The organism is Sporosarcina sp. E16_8, from assembly GCF_017347095.1.
Taxonomy (GTDB): domain Bacteria; phylum Bacillota; class Bacilli; order Bacillales_A; family Planococcaceae; genus Sporosarcina.
In genome coordinates, this window is the sequence record NZ_JADPRZ010000003.1 from 208,476 (window position 1) to 225,110 (window position 16,635).

13 protein-coding genes are annotated in these 16,635 nt (G+C 42.4%); 3 read left to right on the top strand and 10 right to left on the bottom strand.

Translation table 11 applies throughout. From position 1 onward, the window contains the following. Positions 1–35 precede the first annotated feature (35 nt). Genes I2484_RS04420 through I2484_RS04430 form a run of 3 tightly spaced genes read right to left on the bottom strand, consistent with a single transcriptional unit; the run spans position 36 to position 3,962 of the window. Positions 36–1,322 (bottom strand): ribonuclease H-like domain-containing protein, encoded by a 1,287-nt coding sequence (locus I2484_RS04420; protein WP_207149820.1) that lies wholly within the window; start codon positions 1,320–1,322, stop codon positions 36–38. Continuing rightward, positions 1,312–3,594 (bottom strand): DEAD/DEAH box helicase, encoded by a 2,283-nt coding sequence (locus tag I2484_RS04425; protein WP_207149821.1) that lies wholly within the window; start codon positions 3,592–3,594, stop codon positions 1,312–1,314. Before I2484_RS04425 ends, I2484_RS04420 begins: the two co-directional genes overlap by 11 nt. Next, the gene (locus tag I2484_RS04430; RefSeq protein ID WP_207149822.1) at positions 3,591–3,962 is read right to left on the bottom strand and encodes a YppE family protein; all 372 of its coding nucleotides are present in this window, start codon (positions 3,960–3,962) and stop codon (positions 3,591–3,593) included. Before I2484_RS04430 ends, I2484_RS04425 begins: the two co-directional genes overlap by 4 nt. A gap of 270 nt (positions 3,963–4,232) precedes the next feature. Here I2484_RS04430 and I2484_RS04435 point away from each other — a divergent pair, with 270 nt between their 5' ends. The 3 genes from I2484_RS04435 to I2484_RS04445 all read left to right on the top strand — a co-directional run bounded on the left by I2484_RS04435 (position 4,233) and on the right by I2484_RS04445 (position 8,832). Next, positions 4,233–5,081, top strand: coding sequence for a DegV family protein (locus tag I2484_RS04435; protein ID WP_207149823.1), 849 nt, complete (start codon positions 4,233–4,235; stop codon positions 5,079–5,081). Between the two features lie 491 nt (positions 5,082–5,572). Beyond that, the gene (recU, locus tag I2484_RS04440; RefSeq protein WP_207149824.1) at positions 5,573–6,208 is read left to right on the top strand and encodes a Holliday junction resolvase RecU; all 636 of its coding nucleotides are present in this window, start codon (positions 5,573–5,575) and stop codon (positions 6,206–6,208) included. Next, the gene (locus I2484_RS04445; RefSeq protein ID WP_207149825.1) at positions 6,205–8,832 is read left to right on the top strand and encodes a penicillin-binding protein 1A; all 2,628 of its coding nucleotides are present in this window, start codon (positions 6,205–6,207) and stop codon (positions 8,830–8,832) included. Before recU ends, I2484_RS04445 begins: the two co-directional genes overlap by 4 nt. A 97-nt stretch (positions 8,833–8,929) precedes the next feature. Here I2484_RS04445 and I2484_RS04450 read toward each other — a convergent pair whose 3' ends face one another. The 7 genes from I2484_RS04450 to dinG all read right to left on the bottom strand — a co-directional run bounded on the left by I2484_RS04450 (position 8,930) and on the right by dinG (position 16,607). After that, positions 8,930–9,277 (bottom strand): YpoC family protein, encoded by a 348-nt coding sequence (locus I2484_RS04450; RefSeq protein WP_207149826.1) that lies wholly within the window; start codon positions 9,275–9,277, stop codon positions 8,930–8,932. Beyond that, complete coding sequence (gene nth / locus I2484_RS04455; RefSeq protein WP_207149827.1) at positions 9,267–9,920, bottom strand: endonuclease III; 654 nt, start codon at positions 9,918–9,920, stop codon at positions 9,267–9,269. The genes I2484_RS04450 and nth overlap by 11 nt, the downstream gene beginning before the upstream one ends. A 10-nt stretch (positions 9,921–9,930) precedes the next feature. After that, a complete protein-coding gene (locus I2484_RS04460; protein WP_207149828.1) occupies positions 9,931–10,644 on the bottom strand; it encodes a DnaD domain-containing protein in 714 nt (237 codons plus the stop codon). 28 nt (positions 10,645–10,672) lie between these two features. Further along, positions 10,673–11,968 carry an asparagine--tRNA ligase gene (gene asnS / locus I2484_RS04465; RefSeq protein WP_207149829.1) on the bottom strand — a complete coding sequence of 432 codons (1,296 nt, stop codon included), beginning with the start codon at positions 11,966–11,968 and terminating at the stop codon, positions 10,673–10,675. A 104-nt stretch (positions 11,969–12,072) separates the two neighbouring features. Continuing rightward, entirely contained in the window at positions 12,073–13,266 is a 1,194-nt protein-coding gene (locus I2484_RS04470) for a pyridoxal phosphate-dependent aminotransferase (RefSeq protein ID WP_255551075.1), read from the bottom strand. A 13-nt stretch (positions 13,267–13,279) separates the two neighbouring features. Next, positions 13,280–13,759 (bottom strand): cell wall elongation regulator TseB-like domain-containing protein, encoded by a 480-nt coding sequence (locus tag I2484_RS04475; protein ID WP_207149830.1) that lies wholly within the window; start codon positions 13,757–13,759, stop codon positions 13,280–13,282. 70 nt (positions 13,760–13,829) lie between these two features. After that, complete coding sequence (gene dinG, locus I2484_RS04480) at positions 13,830–16,607, bottom strand: ATP-dependent DNA helicase DinG (protein ID WP_207149831.1); 2,778 nt, start codon at positions 16,605–16,607, stop codon at positions 13,830–13,832. Positions 16,608–16,635 lie beyond the last annotated feature (28 nt).

Here is a 16,635-nt window from a genome sequence, read left to right on the forward strand (position 1 = left end):
TATGTTATCCGAGCTTGTCTTACTAAAGCCAATTTTCAGCCGTTTTTTGTCGATTTGTGCGCTTGCCCGGGAAATAGTTTTCTGGTTATTCTTATTTCCCTTTTCAAGAAATCATTTTGCGAACGTATCCGAAAACTTGCTGTTAAGTAAGAATCCACCTTCAAGAGCCTAATCGCCTCTTCAGTAGAGTCTAGTGCCTTGTTTAACTCTTTCAGCTTATGCTCGTAAAGCTTCGCTAATTCCTCTAATGCAATAATTCGCTCACGCCCGGTAAGACCTGTTGCAGCTATCTTGAATGAAGAGACCGCGTCATTGTAAGACTGTTCTTTTTTCAAGATGAACCCAAAGTGGAAATGTGTCGCCGGGTGATTGATCCCATACTCGGCAATTACACTTTCAAAGATTTGTTTACTACGGTCATACGACTTTAAATCGCTAAACCACTTTCCAATATTCGTATGGGTAACGGCCGATTCTCGGACATCATTCTTCAATAGCAGATCTGTTGACCGTATATAAAGTGCGACCAATGAAAGGATATCCCATTCATTATGGACGAGTACTTTCATTAATAGTTCCGCGCGACCATTTTTCACTGCGTCTTGGTAGATGATTGGCGCCATATGCCCCGGGATATCTCCTTCCCGGAAAAAACCGAGTTGTTCCTCCTCAATTGCAGGAAGTCTAAACGTTGCCATCTCACCTTTCCATATGCGCCTAGAACCGTGCAGCAAATCGATTTGGGTATGCTTGAGAAGTGGCGGCAACTCTTTACGGTTCATCGTCCACCGCGTTTCCACCATGGGGATATCAAAACTTTTACCATTATACGTAACGAGTGTCGACAGCTTTTCCCATAACCCCGATTCATATAAGAAGGCCGCTTCGTGATCAGGACCCGGAAGGACATACTGTGTCATTTTAAAAGACGATGCCGTCTGCTCAATGAAACCCATCAGAAATATCAGAGTGCCTGCACCTTTTAAACCTGTCGTTTCTGTATCAAAGAAAACAAGTGGTTTTGAAAAGTCCGGCGACAGTGGATGCACTTCACCGGACTTCTTCCATTTATCGATTGTTGACTTCAAACCCGATAGAACAATGTTTCCATGCTGATGGTCAGTGTCGTATTCAACAATCCGTTTATAGACAATGCCGTGTTTATTCACGGCTTTCGTTAAACCGGCATCAAGCCACTGTTGTTCATAGGAAGGTACTTTTGCAACGGGTTTTAGAGCTTTGGGCACATCTTCAGCTACCACTTTAGTAGTAGTTTTTTTCAGCAACTTCTTCATTTGCATCAGCTTCTGTTCATATGACATTGCGTTCCCCTCCCGCTAGTGTCTGAAGAAGGGATCCGACATCCTTTTTCATGCCCATACCAGCCTCTTGCGCACCGATACAAACCGGACAACCCGACTCACAGCGACAGGTGGACACATGATCGGCTGCTTTCTGCAACAGCTCGTCCCACCGTTCGAAGATCTTTTCACTCAGACCTATCCCGCCTGGGTAACTGTCGTAAATGAAAATAGTCGGCTTGCCAGTATGAACAGCTTTAACTTGCGGAATAACATGGATGTCCGTTTTATCGCAACGGACGAATAACGGGATAAATGATTGGATTGCATAAGCTGCACCCGTCATCGCATCCGTCAGTCCGGCGCCCGTCCATCCTTCAGGTATATCGAATGTGTACCATGTAGAAGACGTATGCAATTCTTCCGCAGGTAATGAAATCGGACCTGAACCGATATTATCATGTGTATCGAATTTGATTTTCTTAAATATCGTCGGGATTGCAAGTACAGCAATATCACCATAAGCGGCCTTGTTAGCTCCGAACTGTTCAGCAATATCTTCATTCATTACTTTCAGTTCCACTGCAAGATTAGCATCTGTGAAGTAATCTACGTCGACTTCTGTGACATAGGCTTTCTTTTCAACCCAATCCAATTGCTCGACTTGGAACTGAGTTCCTTGATGAATATAAATTGCCTCTTCGTGGAGAAGCGTCATCGCACTGAAACGATCCATCTCCCCTATGACCTTTGTTTCTTTCGGATAGGTTTTATCAATAATGATGACATTTTCCTGTGATGCGGAGCGAAGACTTACTTCACTTGCCGGAAAACTGTCTGTCATCCAATGCCATTTGTCTGTTGTCTTAATCAAAACCCCTTCACTTTCAAGGAATGCAAGTAGGTCCTGTACTTCGAATTCACCGTATGTTTCTGTCGAAGTAAATGGCAGCTCAAAAGAAGCACATTTTAGATGATCCATTAAGATGAACATATTATCCGGATGAATCCGTGCTTCTTCGGGTGATTGGCCGAGAAGATAATCAGGGTGTTCAATAATATATTGATCGAGAGCCAAAGACTGGGCGACGTAAATAATAAGAGCCTCATCCTGCCGCCTTCCTGCACGCCCTGCCTGTTGAAATGCACTCGCAATATTTCCCGGGTAGCCCGTCATAATACACGCTTGCAGTTGCCCAATATCAATGCCAAGTTCGAGTGCATTCGTACTGACTACCGTACGGATGGCTCCATCTCGAAGCCCTTTTTCAATTTTCCGGCGTTCTGAAGGTAGATAACCTCCCCTATACCCCATAACTGTTTCATCAAATAGTTTCTTCTTCGTCAATGCTTTCATATACGTGACAAGCATTTCAACCCGCACCCGACTTTTCGCAAAAATAATCGTTTGAATGCCTTCCCGGTATAAAAGCGCGGCGATATCTCGCACTTCAAGAACGGCACTTCTTCGGATACCAAATGTCGGATGGACGACAGGTGGATTATAGAAGACAAAATGTTTCTTTCCTGCTGGTGCTCCATTATTGACGATTACTTGCATGTCCGCATTTATCAATGACTCCGCTAGTTCTTGCGGATTTGCAATTGTCGCAGATGTGCAGATGAACACTGGATCACTGCCATAATAATTGCAGATTCGTTTCAACCTTCGCAGCACATGTGCAACATGACTGCCGAAAACACCCTTGTACGTATGCAATTCATCGATGATAATGTATTTTAAGTTCTCGAATAACGACACCCATTTTGTATGATGCGGCAGAATGCCAGAATGGAGCATATCGGGATTTGTTAGCACGATATGACCGGACTTTCTAACCTTAGAGCGTAACCCAGGCGCAGTATCCCCGTCGTATGTATAACTGAGGATTGTTTCCCCACTCGCTTCAATCAGCTCATGGAGATCTGCTAGCTGATCTTGGGCAAGCGCTTTTGTTGGAAACAAATAAATGGCTCTCGATGTATCATCTTCGAGGATGCTTTGCATAACGGGTAAATGATAGCAAAGGGATTTTCCGGAAGCTGTCGGTGTAACGGCAGTAAATGAATTTCCGGATGACGCCAAGTCGAACGCTTCTCTTTGATGGCTATATAATTTATCAATTCCTTTTGATGCAAGTGCTTTAATAATCGATGGATGGAGTTTTTCAGGAAATTCAGCGTAAATTGCCTCTTTCCCGGCAATCGTTTTAGTATGGATGACATTGTCGGAAAATGAAGGGTCAGTACGCAGTTTTTCTAACACTTCGTGAACCGCCATTTTCTTTATCATCGTACATTGCCTTCTTGCTCAAGACGTAGTGCGTCCATAATTGTTTTCAATGTATATTCAGCAGAATTAATCGATAGGACAAAACGTTTTTTGCCCGTCTTTTGGTAAAATGACTGAACGATGAATTGCTTCATGGAGTCAGTCAGTGTTTCAATTTGAATTGGATGAACATATTTCGGCTTGGCTGTCTTGATGAATTCAGACACTTCCTCAGTCCATTCATCGAGCAACGTATGATATTGATCTGCATATGGTTTAACTTCTATGAAAAAATCGGGTTCCCGATCAAGTTCTCTCATCTGCGCATGGCGCTCGAAACATTCCTTACAAACAGCAAGTAGCGTTTCAGTCTTTTGTTGTAGGTTCATAATAATACACCCTTTCCGGACGTTTCTTTTATTTTAGCAGATATGACCGGGATGTACCAAATTCATAGGAACGTATATTCCTCGGAATGACTATCCTTCATTATAAAGTCATTGAGACTTGTAATTATGTTCAAATTATGTCACCAAAATTAAATTTCCGTCTTTATATGACAACTAATACTAGTGCTCCTTTCACCTGTAGTGTACATTAGCGATAATAGATAGCTTGTGTTAACGCTAAAATTCGCATCATAAAGGGAGAACTTTTTAATGACTATGAAAATCGCATGGATTACTGATACGGCTGCACAGCTAGACGAATCTTTTATCCGAAAACATAACGTACATATTTTACCGTTGAGTGTCGTATTTGCAGATGGTGTTTTTAGAGAAACAGTCGATATGACACAGGAAGAGTTTTATGACAAATTACGTGTTGCAAAAACTCATCCCAAAACCTCCCAACCTGCTATTGGCGAAATGGTCACCCTTTACGAAAAACTACAGCAACAAGGATATGATTGCGCAATTGCCTTGCATGTTTCTAGTGGCTTATCCGGTACGTTTGACAGCTCGCAGACGGCTGCGCAAATGGTAGATTTCAAGGTTTATCCTATTGATTCGAAAATCGGATCCTATCCGATGATCAAAATGATTGAAATTGGCAATGAACTACTAAACAATGGGCATGACGTTGAAGAAGTCGTTGCAGCCATCAAAAAAATAACAGAAGATTCCAAATTATCCTTTATACCTGCAAATCTGAATCAGCTCCATAAAAGCGGACGTGTCTCTGGAACACAAGCATTTTTAAGTAATTTGCTAAATATTAAAGTCATCATCTCGTTTGATGATGGAAAACCCGTGATGAAAGAAAAAGTTCGTGCCAATAAACGAGCTAAAAAAAATGTGACTGATTTGCTGCGCAGTGACATGAAAAAAAGCACCGTTCCGGAAATCGCCGTGATCCACTGTAACAATCCAAATGACGCTGAAAGCTGGAAAGAAGAGCTATTGCAGGAATTTCCAAACTTAAAAGTGCAAGTACTCCCTCTCAGTGTCTGTGTAGGTGTACACGCAGGTGAAGGTACTACTGGGTTAAGCTGGGTGAGGTATTAGACTGTAGGAACAGGTCATCTTTCCAAGAACAAAAGCGCAAGACACCGTTTAGCCCCGAAAAGTAGGAGGGATACAGTTCAATCCCTCCCTGCTATAGGAATTGATGGTAAAGGCGCTCTTTGCCTTTGTCATCAATTCTGAAGCGACTCGAGGGGCTGGCGTCTGGAGTCTAGACGTGAACAAAAGCGCAAGACGCCGTTTAGCCCCGAAAAGTAGGAGGGATACAGTTCAATCCCTCCTACTTGTTGAGCTTATTACGTGATGCCATCACCAAGCGACAAAGCGGCGTTGGAAGAACACTCCATTTATTACGTGCAGACTATCTATCATCATCTATATTTCCACATTCTAACGCCCTACATGATAATTAAGCATTTCCGATTTATTGAATACAATTAAGCTTGTTCAATATCTGGACAACGGATTGCAACTTTCCCATCCCTAATCCGTCCAATGCTTATGGTATGATAGTGAGATGCGAGGTGGTACCTATGACAATACGCTATCCGAATGGCAAAAAATATGTAGCTGTTCAAAGAAATAGCATTCAAAAAAAAGTCGATCTATCATTCAGTAACCGAGGCAAGTCATTGGAAGATGAATTGAATGAAACGAATGAGTTCTATTTGAGTCGCGGCATCGCTGTCATCCATAAAAAACCCGTTCCAATCCAAGTCGTAAACGTGAATTATCCGGCAAGAAGTGCCGCTGTCATTACAGAAGCCTATTTTCGGACGCCGTCTACAACTGACTTTAATGGGGTATGGCAAGGGAAATATATTGATTTCGAAGCAAAAGAAACAAAGAGTGCGACATCTTTTCCGTTACAAAATATTCATGACCATCAGGTGGAACATATGCAATCTGTGTCAAAGCAAGGTGGAGTCGTTTTCTTTATTGTCAAATTCACTTCGCTTGACCGCTATTTCATCGTCCCCTATGGTGGTTTTGAGAAATATTGGGAAAGAATGAAGACAGGCGGAAGAAAATCGATCACACTTATAGAGTTTGAGGCCATGTCTTTGGAGATTCTACCACGATTCAATCCAAGGCTCGATTATTTAAAAGCGGTGTCTATCATGACAACGACATCAAACAATGCAATTGAAAGGCAGGAAGAAGTATGAGCGATAATATAAATTCAAGAGCTGGACGGCGAAAATCAATTGAAGCGGAACGCACAAAGAAAAAGGCTAAAAAGACGAATAAGGGAAAAGGCATCATTAAGAAGATAGTTCTGGCAATCGTCGCCATGGGAGTTGCCATACTGATTGGCGGCGCGGGCTTGTTCGCTTTTTATGCAAGTTCTGCACCTGATCTCGATGAAAACCTATTGAAAGACCCCTTATCATCTGATTTTCTTGATATCAACGGCGATGCCTTCATGAAATCAGGCGCTGAAAAAAGAGAATTCGTCCCCTACGCCGAAATCCCGGACCCGATGCAAAATGCAATACTTGCAACTGAAGACGTCCGTTTCTATTCCCACCACGGGATGGATTTTTGGAGGCTTGGCGGTGCAGTCATCGCGAATTTCAGAAGTGGATTCGGTTCTCAAGGAGCGAGTACGCTTACCCAACAGGTCATTAAGAACTCATTCCTGTCTGAAGAGAAAACGTTAAAAAGGAAGGCGCAAGAAGCATGGCTCGCTTTCCAGCTTGAACGCAAATATGAAAAAGAAGAAATTTTTGAAATGTACTTTAATAAGATTCTGATGTCCGGAAATAACTATGGATTTGGAACAGCTTCCAAATATTTTTACGGCAAAAATCTAAATGAACTTGAATTACACGAAGTCGCTATGTTGGCAGGACTTCCGCAAAGTCCAAACGGTTATAATCCTTATAAAAATCCGGCACGTGCTAAAAAACGACGCAATATCGTTCTTGGGCTCATGTACCAGCATAAAAAAATCACTAAAGTTGAAATGGAAGCAGCAAAAGCGATGCCAGTCACAGGAACATTACTCGCTGACGATAAAAGACAGGTTAGCAACACAAAATACCCGGCTTACGTCGATCTCGTGCTCTCCGAATTGGAAGATGCCGGTATGTCACACCTGCTGTCTGAAGGCGTAAAAATTCAAACGAATTTGGATCCTGCAGCTCAGCAATCTGTAGAAAAAGCATTAAACACCGACGAGTTATATGAATCTGAAAAAATGCAAGCCGGAATGACTGTCCTTGATACGAAAACCGGTGCAATCGTTGCAGTCGGTGGAGGACGTAATTACTCTGGAACTGACTGGAACTTTGCTACAGACCAAAAACGTCAACCCGGATCGGTGATTAAACCGGTTCTCTCCTACGGCCCAGCCATCGAGAACTTTAGCTGGTCAACCGGAAATACAGTCGTAGATGAGCCTTACAACTATAAAGGAACAAACAAAGCAATTCGAAACGTTGATGGCAAATACCAAGGGACAATGACTATTCGGGAAGCATTATATAAATCTCGAAACATTCCTGCAGTAAAAGTATTTGAAGAAGTCGGTACTGGAAAGGCAGGTGCTTTTGCCAAAGGACTCGGACTTCCATTTGACAAATTGAATTCTTCCAACGCACTTGGCGGCGGAGAATATGATTTTTCTACTCTTCAGATTGCAGGAGCCTATTCTGCATTTGGTAATGGTGGAAATTACACAAAACCGCATACTATTAAGAAAATTATTTTCAGGGATGGTACAGATCGTAAAATGATACCCGATTCTAATACGGTCATGAAAGATTCGACCGCCTATATGGTAACGGATATTTTGCGCGATGTATTAACAGCCGGAACAGGAACAAAAGCAGCTATTTCAGGTCTGGATATTGCCGGGAAAACTGGAACAACAAACTATCCATCTGAAATAATTTCGAAAAATGGCTTGAAAAATTCAGACGTTCCCGATTCATGGTTTGCCGGCTATACGACAGATTATACAATTGCCGTATGGGGCGGTTATGAGAAATATGCAACTCCTATCACCACTTTCGATAAAGGGAGATATGTCCCTCAGAATCTGTTCCGTATGGTTATGAGTGATATTTCTGCAGGAAAAGATACCTCTCGATTCCAAAAACCTGGCTCCGTAGAGGAAGCGACGATTGAATACGGTTCAAATCCACTTCTTTTAGCAAGTCGGACGACACCAAGTAACAGGAAGCGCACAGAACTATTCGTCAAAGGGACTGCCCCAGTGGAAGTCGCTGAAGAGGAAATTATTGAACTTGAAGCACCAAATAGTTTGGCTGCCCACTATAATGCAGAAACGAACTCAATTGATTTGAACTGGTCCCATAACGCTCCAGTTTCAGAAGCTATAGTAGGCACTGCAGAGTTCACCGTATTAGTAGGCGTTGATGGCGGCGATATGCAAGAAATGACAACAACTTCTGACATGTCAGTTACTTTCGCAGGCGCCGAAGCAGGCCGGACTTACACGTTCTCAGTCGTTGCCAAACTTGACGACCTGGTAAGCAGTCCAGCAACTACAACCGTTCAGATTGAAGATGTTGTTGATGAAGTCCCAATACCTGATGAAGAAATTGATACTGAAAATCCTGATAGCGGAGACTGGAACGATGGTAACAATGGTAACAACGGCAACAACGGCAACAATGGTAACAATGGTAACGACGGTAACAATGGTAACGACGGTAACGACGGCACTACTCCTGATGACGGTACCGGCACCACGGTACCACCAGAAACAGGCACCGAATCAGATGGAACCACAACTGATGATGGTACTAGTGGGCCCCCGTGATTCCCTTTCCATAATCTAAAAAGCAGAATCCCGGATGCCTGATTGGCATTCGGGATTCTGCTTTTTTATCATGTAAAGCTCCTGGCACTTGCACTCTTCATTTCTTCTGTATCGAAAGTCTTGCAACTTTCTTTTTTGTTTCTGTAAAGAGTGCATCCAGTTGAATATATGCGTAATGGCTCGATATCCTATCTTTCACAAATTCAAAACGTTCTTCGCCATTCAGCGGCATCAATATATAAACAGTCTTTCCTCTACGGTCATCAAACTCTTTCCCACCGTGCTCAAGTAATTCACTATAATTTTCTATTGCCACATTCATCAACTCAACTGCTTGATGATCTTTTTGGTCATAAAAAGCTTCAACCTGGTCGCGTACTGTTCCCCATTGATCAAAATAAGGTGCTAGTAGCTCTTTATTGATACGGTTCAATTCACTTGGCATTTGCTTTCATCCTTTTCTTCCCTTCCCTGCATAATGGCAGGAGTGGACAGACATTACATCCAGGGTTTTGCGCTTTACAATGGTATCTCCCGAAAAAAATGATTTGGTGATGCGTATCTGTCCATTTTTCTATTGGTGTCCAGCGCATGATTTTTTCTTCAACAGCTAACACTGAGTCTTTCCACCTGTTCATACCAAGTCGCTTCGCTACACGCTCTAGATGTGTATCGATGGCAATGGCGGGTACGCCAAATGCATTCGATACGACAACATTCGCCGTTTTACGGCCGACGCCTGGCAATGTCATCATAACGTCTCTATTAGCCGGCACTTCCCCATCAAAATTATCAATAAGCATTTGACTTAGGGCTTGAATGTTTTTTGCCTTATTGCGGAATAACCCAATCGACCTGATGTCCGTCTGTAGTTCCTCGACATCAACCGCTAGATAATCTTCAGGTGTTTTATATTTTTTAAACAGCTCCGCCGTCACTCGATTAACGAGAACATCTGTACATTGGGCAGATAGTAGCGTCGCTATTGTCAATTCAAAAGGATTGTCGTGCACCAGTTCACAATGTGCATCCGGAAACATTTTGCCAAATTGTTCAAGGCAAAATTCCCACTGTTTTTTTGTCAGCATGTACTCCCACCTAATCCCGTTCTTCCAGCCAATTATAGAAAGGTACACGCTTTACCGACACAGTTTTTTCTGGTTGCTGTGACGGATGTGCCCCGACTGTCCGGAATGACTTTGTTTGACGTTCAACATCAGACAAAGTCTTAACATTTTTCTTTTTCCACTCAAAAAGAATCCGATCGATATACCGGAGACTTAATTTTTGTGCTATGACAGCCTCTTTTAATGCTGCGCGAATAATTTCGACTGTATGTCCATCATCATCTAGCCACATCGTGATTGATTCGCACTCCATTGGTGATAGAAAGCGTCCAAATTCTTGTTCGAACAGCGAAAAAATTTCCCCTTCCGCGTTCTTATGGGTCTCTTCCTCAGCCTCATTCTTTGAAGACGCAATATGGTCGACTAATCGATCCCATAGAGGCTGCAATGAAAAGTTTTCATGTAAAACCCCTTTTTGATCCTCACTTTGACCAATTCGGAGTAAACCATGTTGCATTAAACGTTGTAAAACCATGGACACTTCATTTTCAGTTAAATCCATACGACTTGCAAACTCGCTCGGGGTTGGAAAATGATTACCCTCAGATTTGTATGCTGTCATATGCATGATCAGCATTGCATCCAAATCTTTGATCCCAAGACTTTTATAATTGTGAAAAAAGAGCTGGGAAATGTTCACATTCCCCTGCTCAATCCAAATTCGGAGCCGTTCTTCGTGTTGCATGTCCGAACTCCTCTCTTCTACTTAGGTATTAAGGGTACAATCTGTTTAAAAGACGTGGGAACGGAATCGTTTCACGTACGTGCTCTACACCGGAAATCCAAGCGACCGTACGTTCAAGTCCAAGTCCAAATCCTGAATGCGGTACTGCCCCGTATTTACTAAGGTCCAAATACCATTCATAAGCAGATTCATCAAGATTATGCTCTTTGATTCGTTGTTTCATCAGCTCATAGTCATGAACACGCTCAGATCCACCAATGATTTCTCCGTAACCTTCAGGTGCAATCAAATCTGCACATAAGACAACGTCGTCCCTTGTTGGATGTGGTTGCATGTAGAACGGTTTGATGCCGATTGGATAATGAGTGATGAATACTGGCATATCATAACTTTCAGCAATTGCCGTTTCGTGTGGCGCTCCGAAATCTTCTCCCCATTTAATGTCATCAAAGCCATTTTCATTCAGGAATTTGATAGCATCGTCGTATGAAATACGTGGGAATGGTGCTTGGATTTTTTCAAGCTTAGACAAATCGCGATCAAGTCTTTCTAGTTCAATTGGACAGTTTTGTAGTACTGATTGAATAACATGCGTCACAAACTGTTCCTGAATGACCAGACTTTCTTCAAACTCGACGAAAGCCATTTCTGGTTCAATCATCCAAAACTCAATCAAGTGACGGCGTGTTTTTGATTTTTCCGCACGGAATGTCGGTCCAAAAGAGAACACTTTTCCAAGTGCCATAGCTGCAGCTTCCATGTAAAGCTGACCGGATTGCGAAAGGAATGCGTCCTCATCAAAATACTTCGTTTTGAACAGTTCAGATGTCCCTTCTGGAGAAGAACCTGTCAAAATGGGAGGATCTACTTTAACAAAGCCGTTCATGTGGAAAAATTCATACGTTGCACGAATCACTTCGTCGCGGATTTTCATAACCGCATGCTGTTTACGCGACCGGAGCCATAGATGACGGTGATCCATCAAAAACTCTGTGCCGTGTTCTTTTGGCGTGATTGGATAATCGATTGCTTCATGAATGACTTCAATCTCTTTGACTTGTAGTTCATAACCAAATGTTGAGCGCTCATCTACAGTTACTTCTGCTGTAATATAAAGCGAGCTTTCTTGTGTCATTGATTTGGCTTTTGCAAAAATATCTTCGCCTACAACTTCTTTAACTACGACTCCTTGGACGAATCCTGAACCATCACGCAGCTGCAGGAAAGCAATTTTTCCGCTAGAGCGTTTATTGGCAAGCCAGCCACCGATACGAACTGTTTCACCTGCGTGGTTTGGCATTTCATGTATCATGATTGTTTTCATAATAACCTCCGAAAGTTAAACTTCTCTATTTTTTAAAAGACATGAAAGTATAAGTTTTACGACAAGAAAAGATGTCTAGCTCCAGGTTGTGCCTTACGCTTTTCTTATTCTTTCCAATTTTCTTCTACAAATGCATGAATACGTCGAATTGCTTCTTCAATTAATTCGATTGATGTTGCATAAGACAACCGAATGGTATCTGGAGAACCAAAACCAGATCCAGGAATAACAGCCACATTTGCTGTCGTCAATAATGCTGCAGCAAAATCATCAACATTCGCAAACCCCGTTTTCTTAGCAGCTTCTGATACATCCGGAAGAAGATAGAAAGCGCCTTGCGGCTTAATCACGTTAAATCCAGGAATAGCAGATAGTTGCGGATAGACCTGTTCCAAACGAGACTCAAACGCTTTACGCATCGTTTCAACTGCATCTTGCGGCCCGGTATAGGCCTCGATTGTCGCATACTGGGATGTTGTCGTCGGATTTGACGTCGAGTGACTTGCAAGATCTGTCATTGCGTTAACAATTTCTGAATCACCCGCAACATAACCAATCCTCCAGCCAGTCATTGAATGTGATTTGGATACGCCATTAATGAGTAATGTCCGTTTTTTTGCGTCATCGGAAAGCTGTGCAATGGATACATGTTTTTCCCTGCCATATACAAGCTTCTCGTAAATTTCATCCGAAATAATCCAGATGTCCTTTTCTTGACAAACGTCGGCAATTTGCTGCAATTCTTCTCTTGAGTAGATCATACCAGTCGGATTCCCCGGCGAATTGATGATGACCGCTTTTGTTTCAGGTGTAACCGCGTCACGAATTTGCTGCGCTGTCACTTTAAACTTGGCTGCTGCGGTTCCTTCGATATGTACGGGAACTCCGCCTGCTAACTTTACTTGTTCTGGATAGCTGACCCAGTAAGGTGATGGGATGATAACTTCATCGTTCGGATTGAGCATGACTTGAAACAAAGTATATAGTACATGCTTTGCACCAATCCCAATCATAATTTCTTTTCTAGAATAGTCTAATTCCTGGTCTTTTTGTAACTTTTGAATGATGGCGTCTTTTAGTGCTGGCAGACCACCTGCAGGCGTATATTTCGTCTTGCCTTCTATCATTGATTTATAGGCAGCTTCAATAATGTTAGTAGGCGTATTATAATCAGGCTCTCCCGCACCAAGACCAATTATATCTATACCTGATTCTTTCATTTCTTTCGCTTTTGCCGTTATGGCAAGCGTCGTTGATGGTGAAAGAGTATTCACCCTGGATGCTAATGATTTCGTCAATTGTATCGCTCCCTTAGAGATTCAATATTCGTTTCCACCATTGACCGTTCTCGAAAAACACATAAACATAATTTAGTTTTCCGTTATCACTTTTAAAAGCAACTTCCCAAACAGGTCCTTCTTCCTCTAGCCCTAGCTTGACATGAAGAATTTTTTTTACATCCAGTTCCTTTTTGACGTTTGCAACAGCCTTTTCTGCCGAAATCCCATCCGTTAACTTCACTTCTTTAAAACCATCTTTCGATTTCCCATCAACAAAAACCGCTTTTTCTTTGCCATCCCCGTCAACACCGAATACCGTTACAGTCGGAACTGTCCCATTGAAGACATCAGCAGAACTTACCGAAGTGACCTGTCCTGATTGAATCGCAGTATCGATTGCTGTCTTTTTAGCAGCGGAAAAAGGTTTTTCGGCATTAACTAAAACCGCGACCGTGATGACTGAAGTTAACATTAAAAGGAAGACGACAATGAATTTGATCCAATTCAGCATAACTCTTCACGTCCTGTACGTCGTAAAAATGTTTTTTCCGAATCATTATGACTCGCTTCCATTAAGATACCTATTCATTATAGCAATTTTCGAGTTCATTAACCATATGTTCGAGTGACACTTTTTTCACAGGCACATTTGGAAATGCCTCTAAGAAGCGCTGGCCATACGACTTTGTTTCAATCCGCCTATCCAATATAATGAAAAAACCCTTATCTGAAGATGAACGAATGAGTCTGCCGAAACCTTGCCGTAATCGCATAACCGCTTCTGGTAAGGCGTACTCAGTGAATGGATTTAGCCCTGAAGCCGTCAGCTTAGCCGCTTTCGCCTTGTAAACCGGCTCTTCTGGAGATGAAAACGGCAACCTGACGACGATAACTGCAGCCAACGCATCCCCAGGTACGTCTACACCTTCCCAAAAACTGTTCGTTCCAAATAGGACGGAATTTGTAAACTGCCTGAAAGACTTCAATAATCTTATCCGACTACCTGAACTGATTCCTTGCGCAAACAACGCATAATCCTCTAGCTGCTGACTTTCTGATATTAGGTCATAGGTTTTTCTAAGCATATCTTGTGAAGTAAACAAGACGAAGAGCCTACCACCAGTCGCCATGACTGTCTGGACGACTGCGTCTGTGACGGCCTCAATATAATCCGATTGACTGACTTGCTGGATGTCAGGCATATCGTTAACAATGAATACTTCCGCTCCCTCATAGAAATGGGCAGGCGCATCAAATGTTAATAGTGGTATTGAATCTGCGATACCTAGTTGTCTTGCAATGAAACGATCATTCTCTGGAATAGCAAGAGTCCCAGACGTCCACACAATACCCGTTTTTTCATCCTTAAGCCTGTCAATGAACGCACGAATCAGTTTAGATCCATCTAGTGAACGTTTGATCACGGTTAGGCTTCCTGGAATACTCCGCATATCTTTTTCCATCCAAACCGTGTAGTCATCCGAATTATCATCTACAAAGACTTCAACCCATTCGCCCGCTTTTATGGTCATTTCACGGACCCAAAAATTCCATTCTGAAAGAATTGCCTGCTCATTCCCCGTCATATTGTCAACGTGAATTGCTAAACCACTTGTGAACGATTCAGCTTGACGAATATAATCCGACATCGCTTCAGCAACTTTTGAAAAATCAATTCTTCCATAGTTCAGTTCAGCTAACGAAAAAATGATCCTGTTTCCCTGTTGCTTCTTACGCTTTACAGGGTTAAATGCTGTCAAGTTAGCTACTGCGTAATCAAACAATGTCAAAAACTTAACGAATGCTGAATCCAGCTGTGCTCTTCTGCGTAATTGATCTGTTCCGAATTGACTATTGAGCTGATCAACCTGATGCAACAGTTGTCCTGTCGCATCAGATGCAATCTGCCCCATGACATACTTCCAATTCGTGTAGGAAAATACGGTTTCATTCATAAATGTTGCCGCTTGAACAAATTGATGTGCCTCATCTACAATGAGCCCAGCGAGTGAATTGAAAATCTTTTGCTCTCTATTCATATCAGAAAGGAGCATTGAATGGTTTGTAATGATTAAATTCGAATGGCCACATCTTTCGAGCAACTTGTAATGATAATCTGCGACTTGTTCATCATGTGCTAGCAAATTGGACCGCTTTCGAATTCGGTCAACAAACAGCTGTCCTCCACCTGATACATTCAGTTCCTCTAAATCACCTGACACGGTTTCCGTAAGCCAGACAAGGGTTTGCATGATGGCAAATGTTTCATCGTACGACTCATCAGCAATTCGTAGCAGTTCCTCGAATTTACCAAGTGAAATGTATTGTTCTCTACCTTTCAATATGGTTGCCGTTACATCGAACCCAAGTATTATTCGTGCTTTACGTAGTTCTTCATCCATGATTTTATCAGCAAGATGATTGGTATATGTGCTAATGACCACAGGTTTTCCCGCCGCGATTGAATGAATAGCTGCCGGCAAGAGATAAGCCATGGTTTTCCCGATTCCAGTTGGCACTTCAGCAATAATTTCAGATTGTCCGGACATTGCTTGCCACACTGTATCCATAAATCCAAACTGCGATTCCCTTCGTTCGAAATCAGGATAGGCTTTTTTCAATTGAACTGTTTTCTCCTGATTGCCAACTGGATACGCGGGGTGGTCAAAGTGGTTATCCCCCGTAATCGGCATGTTTCGATAGGGGATTCCGCGGAAAAACGAATAATTCGCGCTTGTTTTTTTCGTCCTTGCCATTTTTAGCGCCTCGTAGAAAAGTGTCGAAAGATCAGATTTCAACCGAAATGATCTACGGTGTAGAAGATTCAACGTATCCTCTGGTAATGTATGCAATTTAGCCATACAAATGAGAAACAGTTTTGCAGTCGCCTCTGCATCATCATCAGCACGATGAGCAGATCCCAGCGGTATCCCTAGCTCTTCAGTAATGTCTTGTAGCCTGTAACTTGGAGCGGATGGGATTATGATTTTAGACAATTCTACCGTGTCGATTTTCTTCCCTATCCACTTACCAACTCCGCATCTTGCAAACTCACTTTGGAGGAAAGACAAGTCGAAATCAGTGTTATGTGCTATAAATACCGTCCCCTCCAATAGGTGGGCGACTTCTGCTGCGATTTCATCAAAAAATGGTGCATCTTTCACATCTTCTTCGGAAATAGCCGTCAATTGACGGATGAAAGTTGGGATTTTTTGTCCTGGATTTACAAAGCGGACGTACTTTTCTCCAATTTCCCCATCTTTTATAAACACAATCGCGATTTGAATCATCCGATCCCCTTTAGCCGGTGAATGGCCGGTTGTTTCAAGATCGACGACTGCATACGTTTTGTTGTGCATTCAATCATCAACTTCCTGTTTAACATAC

Bases quoted from the DNA above. Each gene is read 5' to 3' on its own strand.
- I2484_RS04420 (WP_207149820.1), bottom strand. From the start codon at position 1,322: ATGTCATATGAACAGAAGCTGATGCAAATGAAGAAGTTGCTGAAAAAA.
- I2484_RS04425 (WP_207149821.1), bottom strand. From the start codon at position 3,594: ATGATAAAGAAAATGGCGGTTCACGAAGTGTTAGAAAAACTGCGTACT.
- I2484_RS04430 (WP_207149822.1), bottom strand. From the start codon at position 3,962: ATGAACCTACAACAAAAGACTGAAACGCTACTTGCTGTTTGTAAGGAA.
- I2484_RS04435 (WP_207149823.1), top strand. From the start codon at position 4,233: ATGACTATGAAAATCGCATGGATTACTGATACGGCTGCACAGCTAGAC.
- recU (WP_207149824.1), top strand. From the start codon at position 5,573: ATGACAATACGCTATCCGAATGGCAAAAAATATGTAGCTGTTCAAAGA.
- I2484_RS04445 (WP_207149825.1), top strand. From the start codon at position 6,205: ATGAGCGATAATATAAATTCAAGAGCTGGACGGCGAAAATCAATTGAA.
- I2484_RS04450 (WP_207149826.1), bottom strand. From the start codon at position 9,277: ATGCCAAGTGAATTGAACCGTATCAATAAAGAGCTACTAGCACCTTAT.
- nth (WP_207149827.1), bottom strand. From the start codon at position 9,920: ATGCTGACAAAAAAACAGTGGGAATTTTGCCTTGAACAATTTGGCAAA.
- I2484_RS04460 (WP_207149828.1), bottom strand. From the start codon at position 10,644: ATGCAACACGAAGAACGGCTCCGAATTTGGATTGAGCAGGGGAATGTG.
- asnS (WP_207149829.1), bottom strand. From the start codon at position 11,968: ATGAAAACAATCATGATACATGAAATGCCAAACCACGCAGGTGAAACA.
- I2484_RS04475 (WP_207149830.1), bottom strand. From the start codon at position 13,759: ATGCTGAATTGGATCAAATTCATTGTCGTCTTCCTTTTAATGTTAACT.
- dinG (WP_207149831.1), bottom strand. From the start codon at position 16,607: ATGCACAACAAAACGTATGCAGTCGTCGATCTTGAAACAACCGGCCAT.